The sequence below is a fragment of the Methylocaldum sp. RMAD-M genome (genome assembly GCF_017832375.1).
GTDB lineage: Bacteria > Pseudomonadota > Gammaproteobacteria > Methylococcales > Methylococcaceae > Methylocaldum.
This window is the reverse complement of sequence record NZ_JAFIBZ010000016.1, coordinates 36,831-57,729: the sequence shown is the minus strand read 5'-3', so window position 1 is coordinate 57,729 and position 20,899 is coordinate 36,831. Positions and strand designations below refer to the sequence as shown.

Below are 20,899 nucleotides of genomic sequence, written 5' to 3'. Positions count from 1 at the left end.
GCCAAGCCGGGTGGGATAGGATGCCGTGGCGCATCCTGTCTTGGACCATTTCCCGAACGCTTCCTTCATGCCGTTGTTCTGCCGCCTCACCCTTGTCTTTCTGCTGCTCCTGACGACCTGGTTATCCGGGCCGTGTCGGGTAGCCCTCGGTGGCGGCTATTCGCTGGTCAACACGAGCCCGGTGCCGGTCTCCTATCCGCGCGATTCGTTCATTCCCAGCGTGGCCCCGAGCGTCTGGCCGATCAACTCGGCGACCCTGGCCAACGGCTGGAACGCGGTCATGAGCTGGGGCGGCGATCCGGTCAACCTCGCCACCGGCAATCTGTACCACACCGAGCGGGATGTGTCCGTGGCGGGCCGCGGCTTGCCCTTGGTGTTCGAACGCGCCTACAACAGCCGGGGACCCAAGGACGGCCCCTTGGGGTTCGGCTGGACCCACAGCTTCAACCATAAGCTGAACTTCTACGGCGCCGAGGGCGGGTATGTCAGGGTCGGCTGGGTGGACGGCACCGGGGCGGAGCGGTTCTTCCGGCTTCCGGGCAGCAGCGTGCCGGCGGGCAGCGTCTTCCAGGCCGCGCCGGGGGTGTATTCGGTTGTGAAGCGCGAGGCCGACGGGTCGTGGAGTCTGACCGAGAAGAACGGCCTCCGTTACGGCTTCGAGAGCAACGCCGGAACCACCGCCGGACAGGTGGCGCGGCTCTTGACGATCAAGGACCGCAATCTCAATACCCTGACCCTTTCCTATAACACCGGCTGCGGCAATGTTCTGTGCTCGGTCAGCGACGGCCCGGGGCGGTCGCTGGCGTTCACCTACACCTCAGGGCGCATCAGCCAGGTGACGGTGAAAGCCGCGGGCGGCAGCGTGCTCGCCACCCACCGGTACGGCTACGACGGCAACGGCCATCTGACGAGCTACCAGAGCCCCTTGGGCGTAGCGGGGCAGCACGGTGCCGTGACCTACGACTACTACACCGCCGCCGACGGCCAGAATATCGATCATGCCCTGAAGACGTATACCCTGCCGGAAGGCGAAGGGATGCGCTTTGCCTATTACCTGGACGGGCGGGTGTTCCGCCATCGGCGCCACAAGCACGGCACCCTGCTGCCGGAAACCACCACCTTCCGTTACCAGGATTTCCGCCGCGAGACGGTGACGGTCAACGAGCGCGGCTACGAGCGGCGGCATACCTTCGATGCCAACGGCAACCCGGTCCGGATCGTCGACGAAACCGGCGCGGCCTACACCTACGCTTACGATGCGGCGAACCCCTTCAACCGCCTCTCGGAGACCGATCCGGCCGGGCTGACCACGCACTACCAGTACGACAGTGTCGGCAACGTCACCCGGATCACCCCGCCCTCCGGCGCCGCCACCGAGTACGCCGACTTTACCGCCTATCACGCGCCGCAGCGGATCAAGGACGCCCAAGGGAACTGGACGCTCCTCAAATACGACGCCAAGGGCAATCTCACCGACGCGGTGCGCCTCAAGACCGGCCAGGTGCCGACGGCCGGCGTCACGCCCCCGGCCTCCGCCATCGCGAGTTGGACGAAATACGCGTACGACGGGAACTTCGGCCAGCCGACCCAGACCAAGGCCCTCCGCGACTTTACCGGCGCCAGCTTAGGGAGCTTCGCCGGCGGAACTGGGCCGACGGTCACGACCACCTACGACGCCCAAACCCTGTATCCCACCCAGCTCAGCCGATTGGGCGACAAGACCGGCGACGGCCTGATCAACGCCTCCGATCCGGCCGATACCGCGAGCCTGGCGTTCGACGGCCTGGGGCGGCAAACCCAGGGCATCGACGCCGACTGGCACCCGGTCCAGGCCGCCTACGACGCCGACGGCCGGGTCATCCAAGGAAGCGATGCGATCGGGCAGCTTCGAACGTACCGCCACGACGGCGATGGCCGGCTCATCGATGCCGAGCTGAAACTCACCCAGGCCGGAAAGACCCGGCTTTGGGATTCGGCCACCCAGGTCTACGACGACTCAGGGCGGCTCGCGCAAACCCTCGATGCCGGCGGCTACGCCACCTTGTACCGGTACGATGCGGCCGGGCACCTCACGCAGGTGACCGACCCCGATGCCTACAGCTTAAGCTTCGACTACGACCCCGTGGGCCGTTGGGTGCGCGCCTACGACAAGGCCGAGCATGCGGTCCGCCGCACACTGGATGCCGCCGGGCGGGTGAAAACGGTCACCGACCCCAACGGCCACGCGACCACTTACACCTACTGGAACGCGGCCGGGGACGGCCGCCTGAAACAGGTGACCCGGCCGAAGGTCGGCAGCTTCACCGCCGGGCGGATCACCCAGTTCGACTACGACGCCCTGGGCCGGGTGATCCAATTCACCGAGCAGCCCGCGGCCGGTTCGGGCGAAACCGCCCGCGATACCTTAAGGACCTACGATGCCCTGGGCCGCCTCGTCCGCGAAGCGGGTCCGGCGTATACCGACTCGGACCCCAATTCCGCCACCTTCGGCCAGACCATCCGCCCCGTCACCCGCTGGATCTACGATGCCTTGGGGCATCTGAAGGAAATCAAGGCCGGCCGGACCGCCGCGAACGGCGGCAGCGGCATCGACCCGGATACCGGCGCCTCCGCCTCGGACACGGTGACCACCCAGGCGACCTACACCGTCGACGACTTCGGCCGACGGCTCGCCGAAACGGATGCCCTTGGCCACACCACCGCCTACACCTACGACGTCCACGGCAACGTCCTCACCCGGCAGACGCCCAACGGTCATACCGTGACCTACGTCTGGGCTACCGGCCATCAGCTCCTGTCGGCGACGGCGGAAGACGGGCGCCAGGTGGTCTACACCCGCAATCCCCTGGGGCAGGTCATCCGCGCCGAAACCTGGAGCGCGGTGCCGAGCCAGCTGGAAGTCGCCTACGACTATACCTATGACGCCGCGCATCGGCTCGACAGCGTCACCGACAGCCGCGGGGTCAAGACCCTGAGCTACGCCTGGAGTCCCGGCGGCCTCTTGGACAGCCTGACCGACAGCGACGGCGGAGCCACCCACACCCTCTATGATCCCGTCGGCCGCCTGATCGGCCTCTGGGCGCCCAACTTCGACACCTTCGGCCTCGCCTACGACGCCGGCGGCCGGTTGACCGAGCTGCGCTACCCGAACGGCGTCACCGAGACCCTCGCCTGGAACGCCGACGACAGCCTGCAGCGCATAAGCCACAAGAGCGGGGCGTCGACGCTGGCTCAGTCGACCTACACCTACGACGGCCTCGGCCGGCGGAAGACCCTCCAGGAGACGGTCTCGGGCCTGCCGACCCTGACCTATACCTACCAATACGATCCGCTCGACCGGCTCACTCAGGTCGATAACGGCACCGCGAGCCAGAAGCAAACTTATGCCTATGACATCTTCGGCAACCGCGTCCAAAAGCAGCTCGGCAACCCGGTCAGCCAGACCACAGCCTACCAGTACGACGCCGCCCAGCAGCTGACCGAAGTCCGCCAGAATTCCCTCGCCGGGACGCTGCTCGAAGCGGACCTCTACGATGAGGTCGGCCAGCTCACCCAGAAGTGCACCGGCGGCACGGTCACCCGGCCGAACGACACCAGCTGTTCCGGCAGTCAGGTCACCCAGTACGCCTGGACCAGCTTCGACCGGCTGGGCCAGGTCACCGGCAGCACGAGCGCCAGCTTCCGCTACGACGACCAGGGAAGGCGCATCCAGAAGACCGAGGGCGGCGTCGCCACGAATTACCTCTATGACGGCCCTAACCTCTACGCCGAATATCCGAGTGCCGGCTGGACGACGGCCGATGCCCTCTACGTCCAGGCCGGTCTCGACCTTCCCCTGGCCCGCCTCACCGGCAGCATTGCCAGCCCGAGCGCCACGGCGAGCTACTACCACGCGGACGGCCTCGGCTCGCTCTTGGCCCTGACCAACGCGACCGGCAGCGTCACCGCCACCCAGCGCTTCGATGCCTTTGGCCTGAAGCTCGCCGGGGCGGGCACCGTGCCTACCTATGGCTACACCGGCCGGGAGCCCGATGCCACGGGTCTCGTCTACTACCGCGCCCGGTACTACGACCCGACCGTCGGCCGCTTCACCCAACGCGACCCCGTGGGTTACCTCGACGGGATCAACCGCTATGCCTATGTGGGCAACAATCCGGTCAACTTCACCGATCCCAATGGGTTGTTGGCGCGGCAGGTTGGGACGTGGCTCGACACCCAGGGCAGAAGCTACTTCAACGACTACAGCGGCACGGCGGCCGACGTCGGCGTCGGCTTCACGCCGGTGGGAATCTACGCGGACGTTTACGGCGCCGCCACCGGTAAAACCCTGTTTGGCGGCCAGGAGCTCTCCGGCTGGGAGCGGGCCCTCGGTCTTATTCCCGGCGTGTCCGAAATCGCCGGCGTGGTCCGTGGGGTGAATAAGGTTGATAACCTAGTTGATCTCGGGCAGGCTGTCACTCACGGGCACCACCCGATACCGCAATTCCTGGGGGGCAACGCCAAGCAGGAACTAACGCAATTACCGCAGCCGATCCATACGGAATTCCACCAGGTTTTGAATCAAAATCTGAAAGACGCGGGAATACCGCTTAATGTTGGTGGGGTTGGAGGTAGTAGGGAAAACTGGATCGACTATATGCTCGCTAACCCTGGCACCCAAAATACTGCATTGGATGCTGTACTCGACGCCTCTCGCGCCGTTGATCAAAAATACGGCACCAACATCACTCAGGATGTATGGCGTAATCTAATGGACGACAACTTCAGGCAACTCCCATGATTAACAAGCTATTCTATCGGCTATCTTCCACAACTACGGAGTCGTGCGACATCACCAAAGCAGACTACGAGGAGGCACGGAAGACTTGGCTATGTCTCGCGTGTTGTTCTCCAAAACCTGGCGTTCGTGAGATTGATGTTTATCTCGATTTGTACCCGGAAGACATACCTCTGAACTTTATTAACGGATGTGGATTAGGTATTGCTCAAAAGGCTTTCCTTTGCTCGCTGGGTGAAGACGAAGCCCAGCGAGATCTCTATTTGGGGCAGGTATATGGTCCTGATGGTACCCGGCTCGATAAGTACGTTTCCTATCATAGCTACCCGCAAATTATCGTTCGAGGCAATCAACACGTCGCTTGTCGGCGCTGTACCGAGTGTGGACGTACAGTTTACTTCGCGATGGGTAAGCAATACTTATATCCCTTGCCTCCCCAAGGAAAGTCTATTTATTACAAAGGGAATGGAGGGCTCGTCGTGACTGAAGAACTCTTTCAACGCATTGACGTTAGTCGCTGGAAGAAGTTAGCCACAGAAGCATTGCCAGTCCTGGACGAGCCATTGGACGGGCTTGGAGATCTAACGACATAAAGTAAGCTTTTGTCGAGGCGAACCATCGCCCGCTTGGCCTGGGTTTGCGAAGTGTAATCCAGGGATTGAGCGCACGGGCTACTCCGTTACGATGGCCCCCATCTCCACGGCGAATATCCGAGCTCCGGCTGGACGACGCCCAACGCCCTTTACGTCCAGACGGGGCTCGATGCGCCCGTGGCCCGCCTCACCGGCAGCGTCGGCAGCCCGAGCGCCACGGCGAGCTACTACCACCCGGACGGGCTCGGCTCGCTCCTGGCCCTGACCAGTGCAACCGGCGCGGTCACCGCCACCCAGCGCTTCGACGCCTTCGGCCAGAAATTCGCCGGCAGCGGTACCGTGCCCACTTACGGCTACACCGGCCGGGAGCCCGATGCGAATGGTCTCGTCTACTACCGCGCCCGGTATTACGACCCGAGCATAGGCCGCTTCACCCAACGCGACCCCGTGGGTTACCTCGACGGGATCAACCGCTATGCCTATGTGGGCAACAATCCGGTCAACTTCACCGATCCGAATGGGCTGCTGGCGCGTCAGGTGTCCGTTTGGGCGACGCAGCAGGCCAACTACTTTAAGGAAACTCTGAATAAGTCTCCCCCTCGGTAAAATAACGCCAACGTCCAATTTTCGACAGGTCGACACCAGATGAAGCAACTCGGACTCAGTGCCACCGTGTTTGTGAAGAAACCGAAGCTGACCAAGCGTCAGAAATTTCTCCAGGACATGGAGCAGGTGATTCCTTGGGCGTTGTGGACGAGCCGAATTGCACCGTACTACCCGACGGCCGGCCGGGGCAGGCGTCCCTTTCCTTTGGAGACGATGTTGCGCATCCACCTGATGCAGCACTGGTTCGGCTACTCCGATCCGGCGATGGAAGAGGCGCTGCATGACATTCCGATGCTACGCGAGTTTGCCGGGCTGGATGCGGGCGAGGACGCCATGCCGGATGAAACCACGATCCTCAAGTTCCGGCGCCTGTTGGAAACCCATCAGATGGCGCAAACCCTATTCGATGAAACGGCGGCACTATTGGCGGAAAAGGGCTTATTGTTGCGTCAAGGGACCATCGTGGATGCCACCCTGATCGCCGCCCCGCCGTCCACGAAGAACCGCGAGCGGAAGCGGGATGGCGAGATGAGTTCGACCAAGAAGGGTAACAATTACCACTTTGGCATGAAGGCGCACATCGGCGTGGATGCTGATTCAGGCTTGGTGCACACGATGGAAGTCACCACCGCCAAGGTGGCGGACGGGGTCATGACCGATGCCCTGTTGCACGGCGAGGAGCAGGTCGTCCTGGGCGATCGGGCCTATACCCGCAAGGACCGCAATCTGGAGGTCGAACGCCAGGAGGGCGAGCCGGTCTGGGCGTTTCCCTTCAAGCGTAAGAAGGGCGAGGACTTGCCTGCGGAACAAGCGCTTCACAACCGCATGCTGGCCGCGCTGCGGGCGGTGGTCGAACACCCATTCCGGATCGTCAAACGCCAATTCGGCTATACCAAGGTCCGGTACCGGGGACTCTTCAAAAACGGGCAGCAACTCTACCTGCTGTTTGCCCTCGGCAATCTCTACCAGGTGCGGGAGGAGTTGATGGCGGGCGCCAATTGGGGAGGGAAAAACGACCTTTTTCGGCTGACAGCCCCGGCCGGTTTATCGGAGCCACCAATAAAACGCACTTATTCAGAGCTTCCTTAAACAGATACTGGCCAATAGACCAATGCCCGTCGCCGATTGAGTGTTTGAGCCATGCTGCTGGCATTACATGGAGAACGGTGGAAGATGCCAAGAAGGAACTCGGCGTTCGGTCTGCGCAGAGGCCCGGATGCGTTGGGCACTCCTGGGCATAGCCAACATCACCTGAACCAGCGAACCCAACAGTCACGCGGGGTGCTGACCCCTTGGGGGAAAATGGCGGCTAGTGAACGTGAAAGATCAATCCGCTGGTGGTATCTCTGGCATTGCTTCGCCGCCTGCACGCCACACCCAGGCTTCGAGTCTGCTTTCCGCTATAAGCGAATCGAGGGCAGCGTCATAGTCCTCAGCCGCCTCTGGCGGAACGATGTATAGGGCGATGGGCAGGGGTTGTGTGTCCAACAACACCACGCTCGCCAAAGGCTGGTCGTCCGACAGGCTGTATCGCAGTCCCTTCAGGAAAGAGCGCCCGGACTGTGTAAGACGGTCGATCAGCGCCTGCTCGTAGAGGTGCTCGAAGGGCAGCCAGTTTTCGTTGACGACCATGAGGGCCGCGGCATCCAGGGACGCCACGCCGGTCGGACCGACACCGAAGGTCCCGATCACTACCAGATGGGCGTTGTCGACGGCGTCCCATAAGGCAAACTCGCCGGCAAAGCGTTTGCGCAGGCGGTTATGAAGTCCGTCATCCATCGTGATCGGGAAATCGGGCAGGTGCTTGACCACCAACTTGTGCCCGCAGCGCGAGCGCGCGATTTCCTTGACCTCGCCGATCAGGAGCAGCAGTCGCTGCGCGTGGCTTTCACCCATTGAGATCTGACTCAGCCGAGCCATCCGGCGCTGCGCGATATCCTCCATACGTTCCCTGGAAAAAGGTTCCGGGACATACAGCACATCGGCGAGCGGCACGCCCTTTACGGCCTTGTCCTCGGCTGCCTGCAGGAGGAACTTGTGGATCACGTGCCAGGAGCGTTTGCCGGCCATCGCGGGCGACCAGCGATGAAAGCCGGCCTGTTCCCAGAGATAATGCAGACTGCCGCGCAATGTCAGCTTGTTGCCATTGGTGCGCACGCTATCGGATTCCCTGCGGGGCGACGAAGTCCCGGTGGGTCTGCCCCTTCCCTTGGACAGGGCGAAATCGAATCGGAGGGTCGTGACCCCATCCTGAATATTCTCCTGGATGGCCGAACCGATCAATGGCCCCAACCCGGAGAGTTCGGCCGAGGGCTCGTAGGCATCGCACGTCGGGGCATGGTCGGCCCCGGTGTTGGGCATCCGTTTGATCACATGGCGTCCATTGATTCGGGCAACGTACATCTCGACGCCCGGATCGCGGCACAGACACAAGGGACGCTGTTTCGTCCCGTGGACGCTCGCCAGGAGGGTTTCAAGGCGAGGGTCATCGTGGGAAATGATATGGTCACCGATGCGGAAGGTGAGATGGCCCATGCGGCGATCATTTGTACACGCTGGCGGTATAGCACTGTCCTCGCAACCAGGACGGCATGTCGGTCGCGGCGACGATGTCGCGTTCACGCGCGGTCATGTCGAGGCCATGCCGGCAGGCCTTGCGCCAGGCCCGCTCGATCTCGTCGGCGCCGTAGCCATCGGACAGGGGGAAGACGGCGACACCACGATCGGCCGTATCGGATAATGCCTCAGGGTGGTAAAGCGGCGGCGGCTCCTTCTGCGTAACGACATGTTCGAGCGCGGACGCCCTAAGCGCCGCCCCGCCGAGGCCTCCGTCTCGCCAGGACGTGCCGAGACGCCACGGCGGATCGCGTGTCGCGTCGGCCATGACGGCATCGATGACGGATTCGGCCACCTCGGGTGGGACGGTTCTCACGGCACAGGCGGTTAGGTTGCTGGAAACGAGCAAGCACAGAATGAGTTTTCGCGATAGCATGGCAATCGGTCTCCGTAGACGTTGACGCCCAGCATAAAGCGTCCGAACGGTCCCGGCGTTGCACAAAATCCGCGAATCGCCCGTTTTGTGTACGTCCGATCGAGGCCGCTTCTGGCATGATCAAATGCCATGTCATTCATGGAGCATCTCAAACGTTGGGCGAATCGGCCGCAGGCCACCCCGGCGCCCGGTCAGGCGGATGACGATATTCCGCGCTATCCACCGTTCGCCAAAGGCCTGCCGGCGGCGTCTGTTGACCGGGTCCTGGCGACGCAGACCGAGTTGATCGGGCAGATCCGTCATACCCTGGCGCTGACCGGCAACCTCTTCACCGCGATCGCGGAACCCGTGATTGCGCGCTACGCCGCCTTTACCCACCTTTTGCCCGCCTCGGAGACCCACCATCATCGCGGCGCCGGCGGGCTGTTCCGCCATGGCCTCGAAGTGGCGCACTGGGCCGCGTTGGCCTCGGAGGGCGTTCTGTTCGCCCCGGGCGCGACGCCTCGCGAGCGCAAGGCGCAGGAACCGCGCTGGCGGCTTGCGGTCTGCCTCGCAGGGCTACTGCACGACATCGGAAAACCGGTCTCCGATCTGTCCGTCCTGGATCGGGAAGGCCGCACGTCCTGGAATCCCTATATCGAGCACCTCACCGACTGGGCCGACAAAAACGGCGTGGATCGCTATTTCCTGCGCTGGCGCGAAAAACGCCACCAGCGCCATGAACAGTTCTCCGTGCTGGTTACCGAGCGGGTGCTGACCCCGGAATGCATCACCTTTCTCACGCGGACCGGTCCCGACATCATGCAGGCGATGCTCGAAGCCATCGCGGGCATCGATCGGGGCAGCACGTTTTACCGGTTGGTGGCCGAGGCTGACCGGAAGAGCGTCGAACGCGACCTCAAGGCGAATTACCTCCAAGTTGATGCCTCGCTCGGCGTGCCGGTGGAAAAATACCTGCTCGACGCCATGCGCCGCCTGGTCCGATCCGGACGCTGGCAGGCAAACGAGAAGGGCGCCAGGGTCTGGCGCTTCCCGGAGGGCGTGCACCTCGTCTGGCGTCCCGGCGCGCGGGAGATCGTCGATACCCTGGCCAAGGACCAGATCCCCGGCATCCCCCGTGACGAGGACACCCTGGCGGACATCCTGATCGAACGGGGACTCGCCATACCGCGAACGTTGCCCGACGGCACCCGGTGCCGGTACTGGCGCGTGAAACCGGATGATCTGGAGGTCACGCTGACCCTGTTGCAGCTCGCGTCACCGGAGCTGATCTACATGGGTGAACCGCCGATCGTGGTTGGCGGGCAGATCGTGAAGGAAAGCGATGACCCTGCGGTCACCGGACCGACACGGGACAGGGACGGGCCTGAGGATGTGCCGGACCGGGGTTCGCCCCGTCCACCGCTACGGACCGAGGACACTCCCCGCGCGACCCCTCTGGATCGGTCCCCGGCAGCCCCGGCGACAACGCCCCCGTCGGTCCGTGGACGGGAACGCCCGATCGCGAACGGGAAACCGCCGGTGCGCCATCGGCCACCCGAAGACCCTGGGGTGGGTGAACCGCTCCAGGTCATCGACGCGTCGGGAACGGCCCTCCAGGTCGATACGCAGACCGGCGAGATCGTCCGGCCGCCGCCCCAGACCGCGACAATTGAACGGCATGCGCCAAAAGCGCCGGCCGCGGTATCGATCAGGACGGCGCGCGATCCGGGCGAAGAGAACCGGACGGACGCGGCCCGTCGCTGGCTCGCGGCGCGAGGGGAGGGGGGCGAGCTGCTCATCCGGCTGGCCGAGGAGGTGATCATGGCGGGAGGCTGGACGATCGGCATCGACCTGCCGGATGTCGACGGCAAACTTCTGCTTCCGTTTCCGGCGAGCGCCCAGAAGCTCGGCCTGGAGCCGGCGACCTTTCTCATCCGCCTGGCGGATGCGGGGTGGGTGCTTACCGATCCCTTGGCCCCGCTGCGCCGGGTGCGTGACATCAAGGGGGTGCGCGGACTGCTGCTGGCGGCGGAGCCGAGCGAAGCCTTGCGGGCGATCGCCATCCGCACCGACAAGACGCCTGGCAGGCCGCCGTCTACCCAGCCGCTGTCAACGGAGGTCGCGTCGGTTCGGCCGAAGGCGGGCAAGGCCGAAGCGCCGGCAGCGGGATGTCGGGACGGAGCCACGAGGGTGGATCCGCCGAAACGCCAACCATTCCACGCGTCGGCCCCGTCGACCGAACCCGGCAACCCCGCGCCGGATCCCGCTACCCTGGCTGACGAACTCGTCACCCGCATCCGGGGTCGCGAGGGACTGCCGGTTTCGGTCGTCGAAGAGAACGGTTGGCTGGTCGCGCCGGCCACCGTTCTGGACTGGTTCGTCCAGCAGCATCCCGGCGTCACGCTGACCGGCTTGTCCCGTGCGCTGTTCCGGCGGGACGATTGCCGGCTCGAGGGGACGACCCGGAGCGGGACTGTGAAGGTCAAGCGAGACGCCTCGTGAGCTCGGATTACGATTACCAGGCCCCCTGGCGACCGATCTTCGAGGTCATCGCGATCTGCGGCTGGCTCGGCGGCGCCGGTCTCGCCTATGGAACGTTCCTGTGGTCCGACTTGCCGGCCGAGCCGTTCTACGCGCTGATCGGCGTGTCTTTCGGAATGACTTTGTGGCGCGCCCCGTCAGCCATCGGGCTGTGGCGTCGCAAGCGGCGCCTGATCCGATCCCGTCTCACCTACTGGCAAGCCACACGCCTGAAGCGCTGGGTCGGCCGTCATCCCGGCCAGCTTTGGCTGGGATGGGGGTTCGACTGGGGCCAAAGGCACGCCCAGCTGGCCCACGAAATTCTGAAACGAGATCTATCCGAGCTCATTCCCGTCCGCCAGGACCGCATGGGCGCACCGTGGATTCACGGGCTGGAAGCGCGCGAACACCCGGTGATCCAGCCGCTCCCGCACACGGCCGGGCACACGCTGATCGTCGGCACCACCGGCGCCGGCAAGACCCGAGCCTTCGACGTGCTGGTCACGCAAGCAGTGCTGCGCGGCGAAGCCGTCATCATCATCGACCCCAAGGGCGACAAGGATCTCAAGCGCTCGGCCGAAACCGCCTGCCGGCTGGCGGGGCGTCCGGACCGCTTGGTGTATTTTCATCCGGCCTTTCCCGAGGACAGCGTGCGTCTCGATCCCCTGCACAACTTCAACCGGCCGTCCGAGGTGGCCAGCCGCATTTCCGCCATCTCGCCCGGCGAAACCACCAACGATCCGTTCAAAGCGTTCGGCCAGAAATCCCTGGACAATGTCATTCAGGGCTTGATGGTGATCGAGGAGCGGCCCACCCTGGTGAAGCTGCGCCGCTATCTGGAAGGCGGTCCGGCCTTCCTGGTCGTTCAGGCGCTGGAGCGCCATTACGACCGGTGTCTCGGCGATTGGCGGAGCGACGCGAAGCCGTTCATGAAGGCGGCGCGGGACACCGAGGGCAAGGCCCAGGGATTGGTCCGGTTTTACCGGGAGAACGTCCAGCGGACTCACCCGAACAGCGATCTCGAGGGGCTGATTTCGCTGTTCGAGCACGACCGCACCCACTTCAGCAAGATGGTGGCCTCCCTCCTGCCGATCATGAACATGCTGACCTCGGGACCCTTGGGTTCCTTGCTGGCGCCGGATCCCGAGGATGTGGACGATCCCCGCCCGATCACCGACATGGCGCGGATCATCGAAAACGCCCAAGTGGCTTACATTGGCCTCGATTCCCTGTCGGACGGGTTGGTGGGGAGCGCCATCGGCTCGATTCTGTTGGCGGAACTCGCGGCGGTGGCCGGCGACCGCTACAACTACGGCGTCTCGGACCGGCCAGTCAACGTGTTCGTCGACGAGGCGGCCGAAGTGATCAACGACCCCTTCATCCAGGTCTTGAACAAGGGACGTGGCGCCAAGATCCGGCTGTTCATCGCCACCCAGACCTTCGCCGATTTCGCCGCGCGCACGGGATCGGAAGCCAAGGCCCGGCAGGTGCTCGGCAACGTCAACAACCTGATCGTCCTGCGGGTGCTCGACGGCGAGACCCAGCAGTACATTACCGACAACCTGCCGAAGACGCGGCTCAAGTACGTGATGCGCACCCAGGGCGTCTCGACCCATGCCAGCAACCCGACCGTCTTTTCCGGCAACATCGGGGAGCGACTGATGGAAGAGGAAGGCGATCTGTTCCCGCCGCAGCTACTGGGGCAACTCCCCGACCTGCACTATATCGCCAAACTGTCGGGCGGACGCATCGTCAAGGGGCGGCTGCCCATCCTGTTGACCACACCCAAGGAGAATCATTGAATGCCGAAGCAACGGGCCGTAAGTCGATCGCCCAGTTGGACCGCCTGGCTCAATCGGCGCCGGAACAAGACCCGGATCCATTTGCTGGACGCGGACTGGCCGGGCCTCAGGCAGAGTGGCGAGCGCATCGCCGAATGCCTCGACCGGAACATCGACGATCCGGAAGGTGCCGCCATCGCCCTCGACCGCGTGCTGGCTGCCGCGTGGACGGCGTATCTGAAAGCCCGAAATCAACGATCCAGTACGGACCATGACCGCCTGATCGCCTTCGTCCAGACCGTGTGTGAAGCGCTCCGCGCCGTGATTCCGTCCGAAGCGGACGACGTCGCGCTGATTCAAAGCTTTCTGCCGGAAGCCTACGGCTGGATTCTCAAGCTGCCGGGCGCGGAACCGCTGTCGGGCACGGCCCCGGTCATCGAAGGCTTCGGCGATGAACCGCCCGGTACGAAGCGGACGATGCACTGACTGATGACGCGCAATATTTTCCTCAGTATTCTGATCTGGTTGCTCGAAATCGTGCTGGTGGCGGCCCTCATTTCCGAGCAGTGGACCCGGTCGATTCAAGCCGAGGAGGACCGGATGCTGCTCGATTATTTCGGGGCCGAGAAGGCGACGGAGCTTCGGAAGACCGCCATGGGCGGGTTCGAAGCGCTTTTCGTTCGCACCGGGATTCGGGATAGCGTGTATGGGTATTTCATTCCGACCGAGGGCGAGCGGCAACGGTCGAGAGGTTTCGAGGATGTCGGCCGCTACGATTTGTTTCCGTTTCTCCAGGGCCGCCTGGACGTGCTGTTCGAGAGCCTTTACCAGATGATTCATCGGGCGGTGGTTACGGCCGCCTGGTTGCCGTTTCTCGGTGTCGCGGTGGTTCCGTTCGCGATCGACGGGCTGGTCCGGCGCAAGATCCGGCAGACCACCTTCGACTATTCGAGTCCGGTGGCGCACCGGTACAGCCTGTATGTGATCCTCGGTACGTTCTATTTGCTGCTTGTCTCGTGGACGCTGCCGGTGCCCGTGCCGCCGCAGTCCATCCCCATTGGATTGTTCGTGGTGGCGTGTGCGCTGAATGTGTTGCTGGCCAATACTCAGAAGCGGATTTAAAAAATCGCGCGGGAATTCCCATCCCCTTTAGGGAATTGGGAGTGTCACGGCTTGAACAGTCCCCTTCCTGAACCCGCAAGGTTAGCCCGACTTTCGCTATTCGCGCCTTTTGGCGAGCTAACCCATTGAGTGGCTGGACCGCAAGGGCGAGCGCGGTCACGAGCTGGCGATGCAGGACCGGCTGCTTGCGTTCGAGAAGCTGCGCGGCGCCCAGCGCATGACCGAGCTCGGCGCCGCCGGCGAGGCCGCCTGGAACAGCGGTGCGGTCGAGGCCTTGCGCGAGGCCGTCGCCGCCCAGGGCCAGCGGTCCGGTGTCCGGTGGGCCGATGCGCTCTCCAGCAGCGTGCGGCCTGTGATCACCTACTGGTTCATGGCGCTGTACTGCGCGGCCAAGACCGCCGCCTTCGTCGGCGCGGTCGATGCAGGTGTGGAGTGGATACCCGCCATTCAGGCCGCTTGGACCGACGCCGACCAGGCCCTCTGGGCCGGCGTGCTGAACTTCTGGTTCCTCGGCCGCGTGTTCGACCGGGCGCGTCCGTGATCGAAGTACCAACGGCCGCGGTCGACCTGGCCAAGCGCTTCGAGGGCTTCCATCGTGTTCCCAAGCACGATCCGCAGCGCCGCGCCCACCCCTATATTTGCCCGGCGGGATATTGGACGATCGGCTACGGACACATCTGCAAGCCCGACCATCCGCCGATCACCGAGGACGAGGGCGAGGTCTATCTGACCCGCGATTTGCGATCCGCGCTCGACGCCACACTGCGGTACTGCCCGGTGCTCGCCACCGAGCCTGAGGGGAGGCTCGCAGCCATCGTGGACTTCACGTTCAACCTTGGCGCGGGGCGGCTGCAAACATCTACCCTTCGACGGCGCATCAATCAGCGAGGCTGGCCGGCTGCAGTGCATGAGCTGAGACGCTGGGTGTATGGTGGCGGGAAGGTGCTGCCGGGGCTGGTGGTGAGGCGCGAAGCCGAAGCCACGCTGCTGGCCGTAACTCCCGCCTGACTCTACGGCGCCACATATGCGCCTTGAATGATGCATAGGGCGGATATACTGCGATATAATATGCGCATTGTGCATTCTCAAAGGAATTCGTCCGTGGCGATCACCACCGTGGCCGAACTGGTTCGCACGGCGCGAAATGGCCGTAGTCAGAAGGACTTTGCCCGAGAACTAGGCGTCAGGCAGTCGTCGGTGAGCCGCTATGAGAGCGGAAGGGCGAACCCGCCGGTCAGAGTGATCGAGCACTGCATGCGCTTGGTGCATTCAACCGGCCATGAGCCTGCGCCGACCGCCGATGAACTCGCGGCCAAGGTGCGGACCGAGCTTGCCGCCACGGATCTCGGCGAAGTACGCCTCGTACTTGCGAGGCTTATCGACACGCTGGCGAGCGAACATATGCAGGCTCGTGCGATGAGCCGGTCATCAAGCTAGGATGGAGGTTACGATGGCAACACAATCGACGATTGAGTGGACTGAGCAGACGTGGAACCCAACGACGGGTTGCACCAAGATCTCGCCTGGTTGCAAGAATTGCTACGCCGAGGTGATGGCGCGCCGCCTTCAGGCCATGGGGGCGCCTGGATATGAGAACGGATTCACTCTGGCCTTGCACCCTGATCGACTTGCACAACCCCTGCAGCGCAAAAAGCCTACGGTCTACTTTGTGAACTCGATGAGCGATCTCTTCCACGAAGACATCCCAGATGAGTTCCTGGACCAGGTCTTCTCCGTGGTGCGCCAGACTCTGCAGCACACCTATCAAATTCTCACGAAACGGGCAGACCGGCTACCGCAGTACTTCAAAGACAGGGACTGCCCTCAAAATGTCTGGCTCGGCGTCTCTGTCGAGGATCGGAAATACGGTGTGCCGCGCATCGACCATCTGCGTCGGGTCGACGCGCATATCCGGTTTCTTTCTGTAGAACCGCTGCTGGAGGACCTTGGGACGCTGGACCTCAGAGGCATCCATTGGGTCATTGTCGGAGGCGAATCCGGCCACAAAGCGCGGCCCATGCGCGAAATATGGGTGGCCAACGTGAAGGAGCAGGCGGATGCGGCTGGCGCCGCCTTCTTCTTCAAGCAGTGGGGCGGCTGGGGCGCGGATGGCGTTAAGCGACACAAGAAGGCGAATGGGCGGATCTTCAAGGGGCGCACGTGGGACGCCTATCCCATGGTTGCCACGGCTATAGCGCGTTGAGGACGTCCCTGGCGATTTTGATTGCCAACCCGAATGCCTTCGGATTTGGATTCGACGCTGCAAAATACAGCGCGAACAACGGCGCGCCACTGGGAGTCCTTGTGCAGCCCAGCTGGTAGAGAATTTTCGGCTCGGTAACGGCCGGAAACACACCCTTCAGTCGGTCGGAAACGTACTTGAGCATCTCGTGGTGCTTTGCTTCACGCATTTCGCTTTCGTTCCCGAATAGATCACCCTGTCGCTGCGGCGCGTAGAACAACCGACGCCACTCGTCCGTGCCCAGGCAGCGCGTAATGGCAGCCTCCTTGTCGGGAGCCAGTGCCTGAGAGTTTCTAGCGGCTTGTCGATATAAGCCGGAATATGGGAATAGGTACCAGACGTCAATTGCCCCGGTGCGGGCAATGGACTCCAGCGTCGCCCATTCGACGTGCATGCCGAACGGATCAAGAAACAGCACCGCGCGCGTGTTTTTCCAGTCGTGCCTCTCGCACAATTCTCGAAGCGCCGTGTTGGCGTCGTTCCTGATGATCTCGATTGAACGACTCGGGTACTCGGCGGTCAGCCTTTGAAGAGCGGAGAGCTTCCTCGGCGATAGCTCGATGAAGCAGTAGCGATGAAACGGTGGATTCGTTCGGAGGGCAATCCGGGCAGATCCATCGACGCTGGATTTTTCACCATCGATCTTTACATCGCAGCGGCCGGTGCCAGCAAAGCCATCGATGAAAATCAACTTGAAATTCTGCTTGCTCAGCGCGGTGGTAAACGCGGATAGATACTTCTCCAAAGCGGCGAGCTTGAGGAGCGTCCATGCACCTCCGAAAGTGTGCTGATCAGCATCAACTGTAATTTGTCCGTCTGCCGGCATTGTCCGCGCCCCCATTCAACTGCTCGCCTTTCGCACCCGGACGACTACTTCTCCGTCACCCGGTCATCCAGCCCCAGTTCCCGCAAAGCATTCTGCGTTTCCTCCAGGGACTGCTTCGAGAGGCCATCCGATGGGCTGACCTCGACCGAAATAGTGAGCTTCAAGCCCGGGGTAGCGGCAAAGCGCGAGAGCACCTTGGTGTAGAAGTTCATCCATTTCTGCGGAGGCACTTCGCCAGACCATCGGATGCCGGCAATCTTCGCTGGCCCAGGAACAGGCGGTGTCGGTGCCGGTTGAGGCCCAATCGGTGTACCACCTGGTTCCGCACTTCCACCTGTCCCTGTTCCAACTCCCGTGCCGCCTCCTTGCACGGGAACCCCCGCCGGTGGCGGCGTGGTTTGAGCATCCAGGTAGGCCCGTGCCACTTCAGCCGTGATGACGAACATGTCGTCGGAGAACTCGATGTCTGTCGGGCTGACGCTCTGATTGAATGCGAATGGCTGATATTTGCCGGAGGCGCCTTTCCCCACGTAGGCCAGTATTCCGCTCTCGACCCCGCGCGCGATGGTTTCCTTGATCGTTTCCGCGTTCAACAGGCGTGGAAAGACCGGCGACGCGTAGAACGCATCGCGGACCGACCTGGTCGCCCATTCCTTGAAAGCGGGCGGCCAGTTCCGCACCAGGAAGTTCGGGCTCACACCCTTCTCCACGTCGCCGTCGGCGGACAGCCGGTTGAGGATGTTGGAGATGGGGGTATCCGCCGCGCTGGAATGGACGAGCCCGAGATCGACCATCTTCACCGTATTGTCCTTGGCCAGCAGGAACAGGTGCTTGTAGGCTCGCCAGATGGACTCCTTCAGGTCACGTTTGGCCTTGTGGACGTTCTCGGCGAGCTGCCTCGATTGCGCCTCATCGAGCTTGAGATCATCCGCCTCGTCTTGAATCGCCTGCCAGGCCAGAATCTTCCGCGCCTCTTCCCGCATGGGCTGAGCGGAATCCGGCACCACCCAGATCAACGCGCTCTTGAACGTCCGCGCCGTCGTGCCGCATTCCCTGATCATCTGCTCCGCGAACTGGCGGGTCGTCTTCTCGTCTTCCATCGTTCGGCCCAGGTCGGCAATGAGAAAGCTGACCACGGGCCGGTCGGAAATCTGAATGCTCTTCTCGGGGAAGAACACCCGCTCGACGAACTCCTTCGGCGCGAAGATCTTCTGAATCTCCCGTTTGACCTCTTCGTCGATCTGCGGCCCCTGCACGGTTGCCCGCCGGTCTGCGAATCGCTTGTTGAGGTTTTCCTTCAGGCTGAACTTGTACCGGGTCTTCTCGACGTTCAGGTAGTAGCAGGCATCGGTGAGCGCCTCCAGGACGGTCTCGATGTTCCCGATGTCGCTTTCGGGTTGACCTACGGCAAGCCGAATCTCCGGGACGCTGGCCTCTTGCGCCTCAGCGCCGACCTGCCCACCGTTGGATTCAAAAAAGATCGTGGTCGCCACCTTGCGGTGGAGCCTGGCCTTCTTGATGGCATCGATGGCCTCGGAATCGAGCCGCACGGCGTGGGCGTCCTTCTTGCCGGCGATATCCGTGGTGACTGCCGCCTCCAGTTTGGTTTCACCTAGTTGCTCGAACACGGCGGCACGGAACATGGGGTCGTCCAGCGGCGCCGTTCCCAGTGTGATCAAGGGATCGCGCTGCGCCCCCTTGTAGCCCTCCTGGTAGGCCCGGGACACCCATAGGGCCAGTAGGCGCAGGACGCCGCGCGTTTGTTGGAACCGGGGCAGGGTCTGCCACTTCCGCTCGAAGACGGAAATCACCATCGGATGGAACGGGTAGGTGGCGCGGAATTCGTCGCGGGCCAAGTCCGGATTGATCAGGTTCGGCAACTGCAGTCGATTCTCCTGAATCCAGTCGGCATAAGTCCGGCAGGCATCCTCAGCGTCCTTGTTGAGGATCACACGGCCATCCGGGGTCACGGCCCGCTCGTCCCATTCGAACAGCCGGCGGCGGATGATCTCGGAGGTCTCCGATTCCACCGACACGATCACCGCCTTGCCCAGACGATCCAGGAGGTTCTTCAAGCGCTGCTGATCCGCTTCGTCCTTATCCGTATAGGAAAGCTCAGAAGCCGGGATCGAACCCACCAGCACCGCGTTGTTGCGCCCGCGAACCGTCTCCGACAGCGCCTGGATGAAGTTGTAGAGCTTGTTGTGCCAGCCCCGGTCGCGGTAGGTGCTGATGTAGTTCAGCACCTCGTCCATCAGGATCAGGCAGGGGCGATTTGCCGGCAGGAGCTTTTCGATCACATCGCCCTTGGGTTCGATGAAGTCTGCGTCATGTTGGGCGACATGGGCAAAGGATTCCTCCCCTCCCAATTGCCACGCGAGTTCGCCCCAGGGTGTTCTGCGCTTCGGCGTGCCATCGTCGCCGCCACGGCCGGTAACGGAATCGAACTCCGTGCCGACGAAGACGGCCACCGCGCAGTGGTCGGGAACGCTCGGTATGCCCGCCCGCTGCAATATCTTGGCGACACCTCGCCAACCGTTACCGGCCGAACCATGCCGCGCCAGGTGATAGAGCAGGGTCAGCGCGTGGGTCTTACCGCCGCCGAACTGCGTGGTCATGTTGAACACCGCGCTCGTTTCGGTGGTAATGCCCGAGAGCCTTCGCATCACTTCTGCACCCAGGCCCGTCAGGTTCTCGGTCAGGAACGTCCGGTCGAAGAAGGTTGCGGCGTCGCGATAATCCTTGGGCGCGGTGCCCAACCGCACTTTGTCCAGATGAACGGCGAATTCAGAGGCGTCGAGTGGCTTGCCCTCCCGCAAGTCTTCGCGCGGCTTCACTACGTCATACCAGGGTTTGAGTTTCATCGTTGTCCTCTATAGCCGTTCAAATCTTCCAGTATTCGTATCCAGCAACCACCAGCCGAAGTAGCCGAACGGAAACGTCCCCGATTCGCTACGGGAACCCACCACCAGCAGCGTGGCCCCTTCCAGTTTCACCCGGCCCGCCAGGCCCATCGCCTCGACCACCTCCTCCCGCAGGTGGCGAAGCAAAGCGGGGATCTCCTCTCCGTTCCTGCGGTAACAAAACACGATCCGCAGGTCCGCTCGCACCGACAACACCTTCCAAAGCGAGTAGGCGATCTGGTCTTCCCGGGCGCTGTTCTCCAGCTCCATCACCGCCACCGGAAAGCGCCAGCGCTTCTCGCCCCCGGCAAAGGCCATCACGTCCAGCGCCAGGTACTCGCTGCGGTGGATGGGCAGCAGTTCCAGCTTGTGTCCCTTGGCGGAGGCCATCAGCCCCAGCCCCGAACAGGTTCTGATCGCTGCTTCGGTAAGCGCCCGCGTCCAGGCCCCGAGGTTCGCTGCGGAAGCCGCCTGCTTCAGATCACCGGCCAGCTCGTCGGCCTGGACGATGGCGAAGAATGTCTCCCGGAAACGCGCGACGAGGCCATCCACCAT

16 protein-coding genes and 1 pseudogene are annotated in these 20,899 nt (G+C 63.0%); 12 read left to right on the top strand and 5 right to left on the bottom strand.

From position 1 onward, the window contains the following. The first annotated feature begins 40 nt into the window (after window positions 1-40). The 4 genes and pseudogenes from JOD69_RS15455 to JOD69_RS15440 all read left to right on the top strand — a co-directional run. Window positions 41-4,780, top strand: a complete 4,740-nt coding sequence (locus tag JOD69_RS15455; protein ID WP_245245618.1) for an RHS repeat-associated core domain-containing protein — start codon at window positions 41-43, stop codon at window positions 4,778-4,780. After that, on the top strand, window positions 4,777-5,370 hold the full coding sequence (locus JOD69_RS15450; RefSeq protein WP_156882046.1) for a hypothetical protein: 594 nt from the start codon (window positions 4,777-4,779) through the stop codon (window positions 5,368-5,370). The genes JOD69_RS15455 and JOD69_RS15450 overlap by 4 nt, the downstream gene beginning before the upstream one ends. Window positions 5,371-5,547: 177 nt before the next feature. After that, the gene (locus tag JOD69_RS15445) at window positions 5,548-5,976 is read left to right on the top strand and encodes an RHS repeat-associated core domain-containing protein (protein ID WP_210024051.1); all 429 of its coding nucleotides are present in this window, start codon (window positions 5,548-5,550) and stop codon (window positions 5,974-5,976) included. A 39-nt stretch (window positions 5,977-6,015) separates the two neighbouring features. Next, window positions 6,016-6,963 (top strand): annotated as a pseudogene (locus JOD69_RS15440) (IS5 family transposase); the annotation flags it as partial. Window positions 6,964-7,302: 339 nt separating this feature from the next. Here JOD69_RS15440 and JOD69_RS15435 read toward each other — a convergent pair. Together JOD69_RS15435 and JOD69_RS15430 are read right to left on the bottom strand one after the other, a co-directional pair. Further along, window positions 7,303-8,511 (bottom strand): DUF1173 domain-containing protein, encoded by a 1,209-nt coding sequence (locus tag JOD69_RS15435; protein ID WP_156881507.1) that lies wholly within the window; start codon window positions 8,509-8,511, stop codon window positions 7,303-7,305. A 7-nt stretch (window positions 8,512-8,518) separates the two neighbouring features. Further along, window positions 8,519-8,968 carry a hypothetical protein gene (locus tag JOD69_RS15430; protein WP_156881506.1) on the bottom strand — a complete coding sequence of 150 codons (450 nt, stop codon included), beginning with the start codon at window positions 8,966-8,968 and terminating at the stop codon, window positions 8,519-8,521. Between the two features lie 138 nt (window positions 8,969-9,106). Between JOD69_RS15430 and mobH the strand changes: the two genes are divergently transcribed. From mobH to JOD69_RS15390, 8 genes are all read left to right on the top strand, one after another. Next, window positions 9,107-11,452, top strand: coding sequence for a MobH family relaxase (gene mobH, locus JOD69_RS15425; RefSeq protein ID WP_210024050.1), 2,346 nt, complete (start codon window positions 9,107-9,109; stop codon window positions 11,450-11,452). Further along, window positions 11,449-13,272, top strand: a complete 1,824-nt coding sequence (gene traD / locus JOD69_RS15420) for a conjugative transfer system coupling protein TraD (protein WP_210024049.1) — start codon at window positions 11,449-11,451, stop codon at window positions 13,270-13,272. The genes mobH and traD overlap by 4 nt, the downstream gene beginning before the upstream one ends. Then, window positions 13,273-13,737: a hypothetical protein gene (locus JOD69_RS15415; RefSeq protein WP_086132980.1), complete on the top strand. Its 465-nt coding sequence runs from the start codon at window positions 13,273-13,275 to the stop codon at window positions 13,735-13,737. Window positions 13,738-13,740: 3 nt separating this feature from the next. After that, window positions 13,741-14,373, top strand: a complete 633-nt coding sequence (locus JOD69_RS15410) for a DUF4400 domain-containing protein (RefSeq protein ID WP_156881503.1) — start codon at window positions 13,741-13,743, stop codon at window positions 14,371-14,373. A gap of 169 nt (window positions 14,374-14,542) precedes the next feature. Next, window positions 14,543-14,914, top strand: coding sequence for a hypothetical protein (locus tag JOD69_RS15405; protein WP_156881502.1), 372 nt, complete (start codon window positions 14,543-14,545; stop codon window positions 14,912-14,914). Further along, the gene (locus JOD69_RS15400) at window positions 14,911-15,381 is read left to right on the top strand and encodes a lysozyme (protein WP_210024048.1); all 471 of its coding nucleotides are present in this window, start codon (window positions 14,911-14,913) and stop codon (window positions 15,379-15,381) included. Before JOD69_RS15405 ends, JOD69_RS15400 begins: the two co-directional genes overlap by 4 nt. 93 nt (window positions 15,382-15,474) lie before the next feature. Beyond that, complete coding sequence (locus JOD69_RS15395; RefSeq protein ID WP_210024047.1) at window positions 15,475-15,810, top strand: helix-turn-helix transcriptional regulator; 336 nt, start codon at window positions 15,475-15,477, stop codon at window positions 15,808-15,810. 13 nt (window positions 15,811-15,823) lie between these two features. Beyond that, complete coding sequence (locus tag JOD69_RS15390; RefSeq protein WP_156881500.1) at window positions 15,824-16,576, top strand: phage Gp37/Gp68 family protein; 753 nt, start codon at window positions 15,824-15,826, stop codon at window positions 16,574-16,576. Here JOD69_RS15390 and JOD69_RS15385 read toward each other — a convergent pair. From JOD69_RS15385 to JOD69_RS15375, 3 genes are read right to left on the bottom strand one after another with little or no spacing between them, the layout of a single operon-like run. After that, the gene (locus tag JOD69_RS15385; RefSeq protein WP_156881499.1) at window positions 16,563-17,456 is read right to left on the bottom strand and encodes a three-Cys-motif partner protein TcmP; all 894 of its coding nucleotides are present in this window, start codon (window positions 17,454-17,456) and stop codon (window positions 16,563-16,565) included. The two genes, JOD69_RS15390 and JOD69_RS15385, sit on opposite strands and share 14 nt — an antisense overlap. A gap of 29 nt (window positions 17,457-17,485) precedes the next feature. Next, window positions 17,486-20,305, bottom strand: coding sequence for a DUF499 domain-containing protein (locus tag JOD69_RS15380; RefSeq protein WP_156881498.1), 2,820 nt, complete (start codon window positions 20,303-20,305; stop codon window positions 17,486-17,488). A gap of 9 nt (window positions 20,306-20,314) precedes the next feature. Next, the gene (locus JOD69_RS15375) at window positions 20,315-20,899 is read right to left on the bottom strand and encodes a hypothetical protein (RefSeq protein ID WP_156881497.1); all 585 of its coding nucleotides are present in this window, start codon (window positions 20,897-20,899) and stop codon (window positions 20,315-20,317) included.

Coding starts and splice junctions, on each gene's coding strand:
- JOD69_RS15390 (WP_156881500.1), top strand. CDS start 15,824: ATGGCAACACAATCGACGATTGAGTGGACTGAGCAGACGTGGAACCCA.
- mobH (WP_210024050.1), top strand. CDS start 9,107: ATGGAGCATCTCAAACGTTGGGCGAATCGGCCGCAGGCCACCCCGGCG.
- JOD69_RS15380 (WP_156881498.1), bottom strand. CDS start 20,305: ATGAAACTCAAACCCTGGTATGACGTAGTGAAGCCGCGCGAAGACTTG.
- JOD69_RS15450 (WP_156882046.1), top strand. CDS start 4,777: ATGATTAACAAGCTATTCTATCGGCTATCTTCCACAACTACGGAGTCG.
- JOD69_RS15435 (WP_156881507.1), bottom strand. CDS start 8,511: ATGGGCCATCTCACCTTCCGCATCGGTGACCATATCATTTCCCACGAT.
- JOD69_RS15415 (WP_086132980.1), top strand. CDS start 13,273: ATGCCGAAGCAACGGGCCGTAAGTCGATCGCCCAGTTGGACCGCCTGG.
- JOD69_RS15410 (WP_156881503.1), top strand. CDS start 13,741: ATGACGCGCAATATTTTCCTCAGTATTCTGATCTGGTTGCTCGAAATC.
- JOD69_RS15375 (WP_156881497.1), bottom strand. CDS start 20,899: ATGGTGGATGGCCTCGTCGCGCGTTTCCGGGAGACATTCTTCGCCATC.
- JOD69_RS15385 (WP_156881499.1), bottom strand. CDS start 17,456: ATGGGGGCGCGGACAATGCCGGCAGACGGACAAATTACAGTTGATGCT.
- JOD69_RS15430 (WP_156881506.1), bottom strand. CDS start 8,968: ATGCTATCGCGAAAACTCATTCTGTGCTTGCTCGTTTCCAGCAACCTA.
- JOD69_RS15405 (WP_156881502.1), top strand. CDS start 14,543: ATGCAGGACCGGCTGCTTGCGTTCGAGAAGCTGCGCGGCGCCCAGCGC.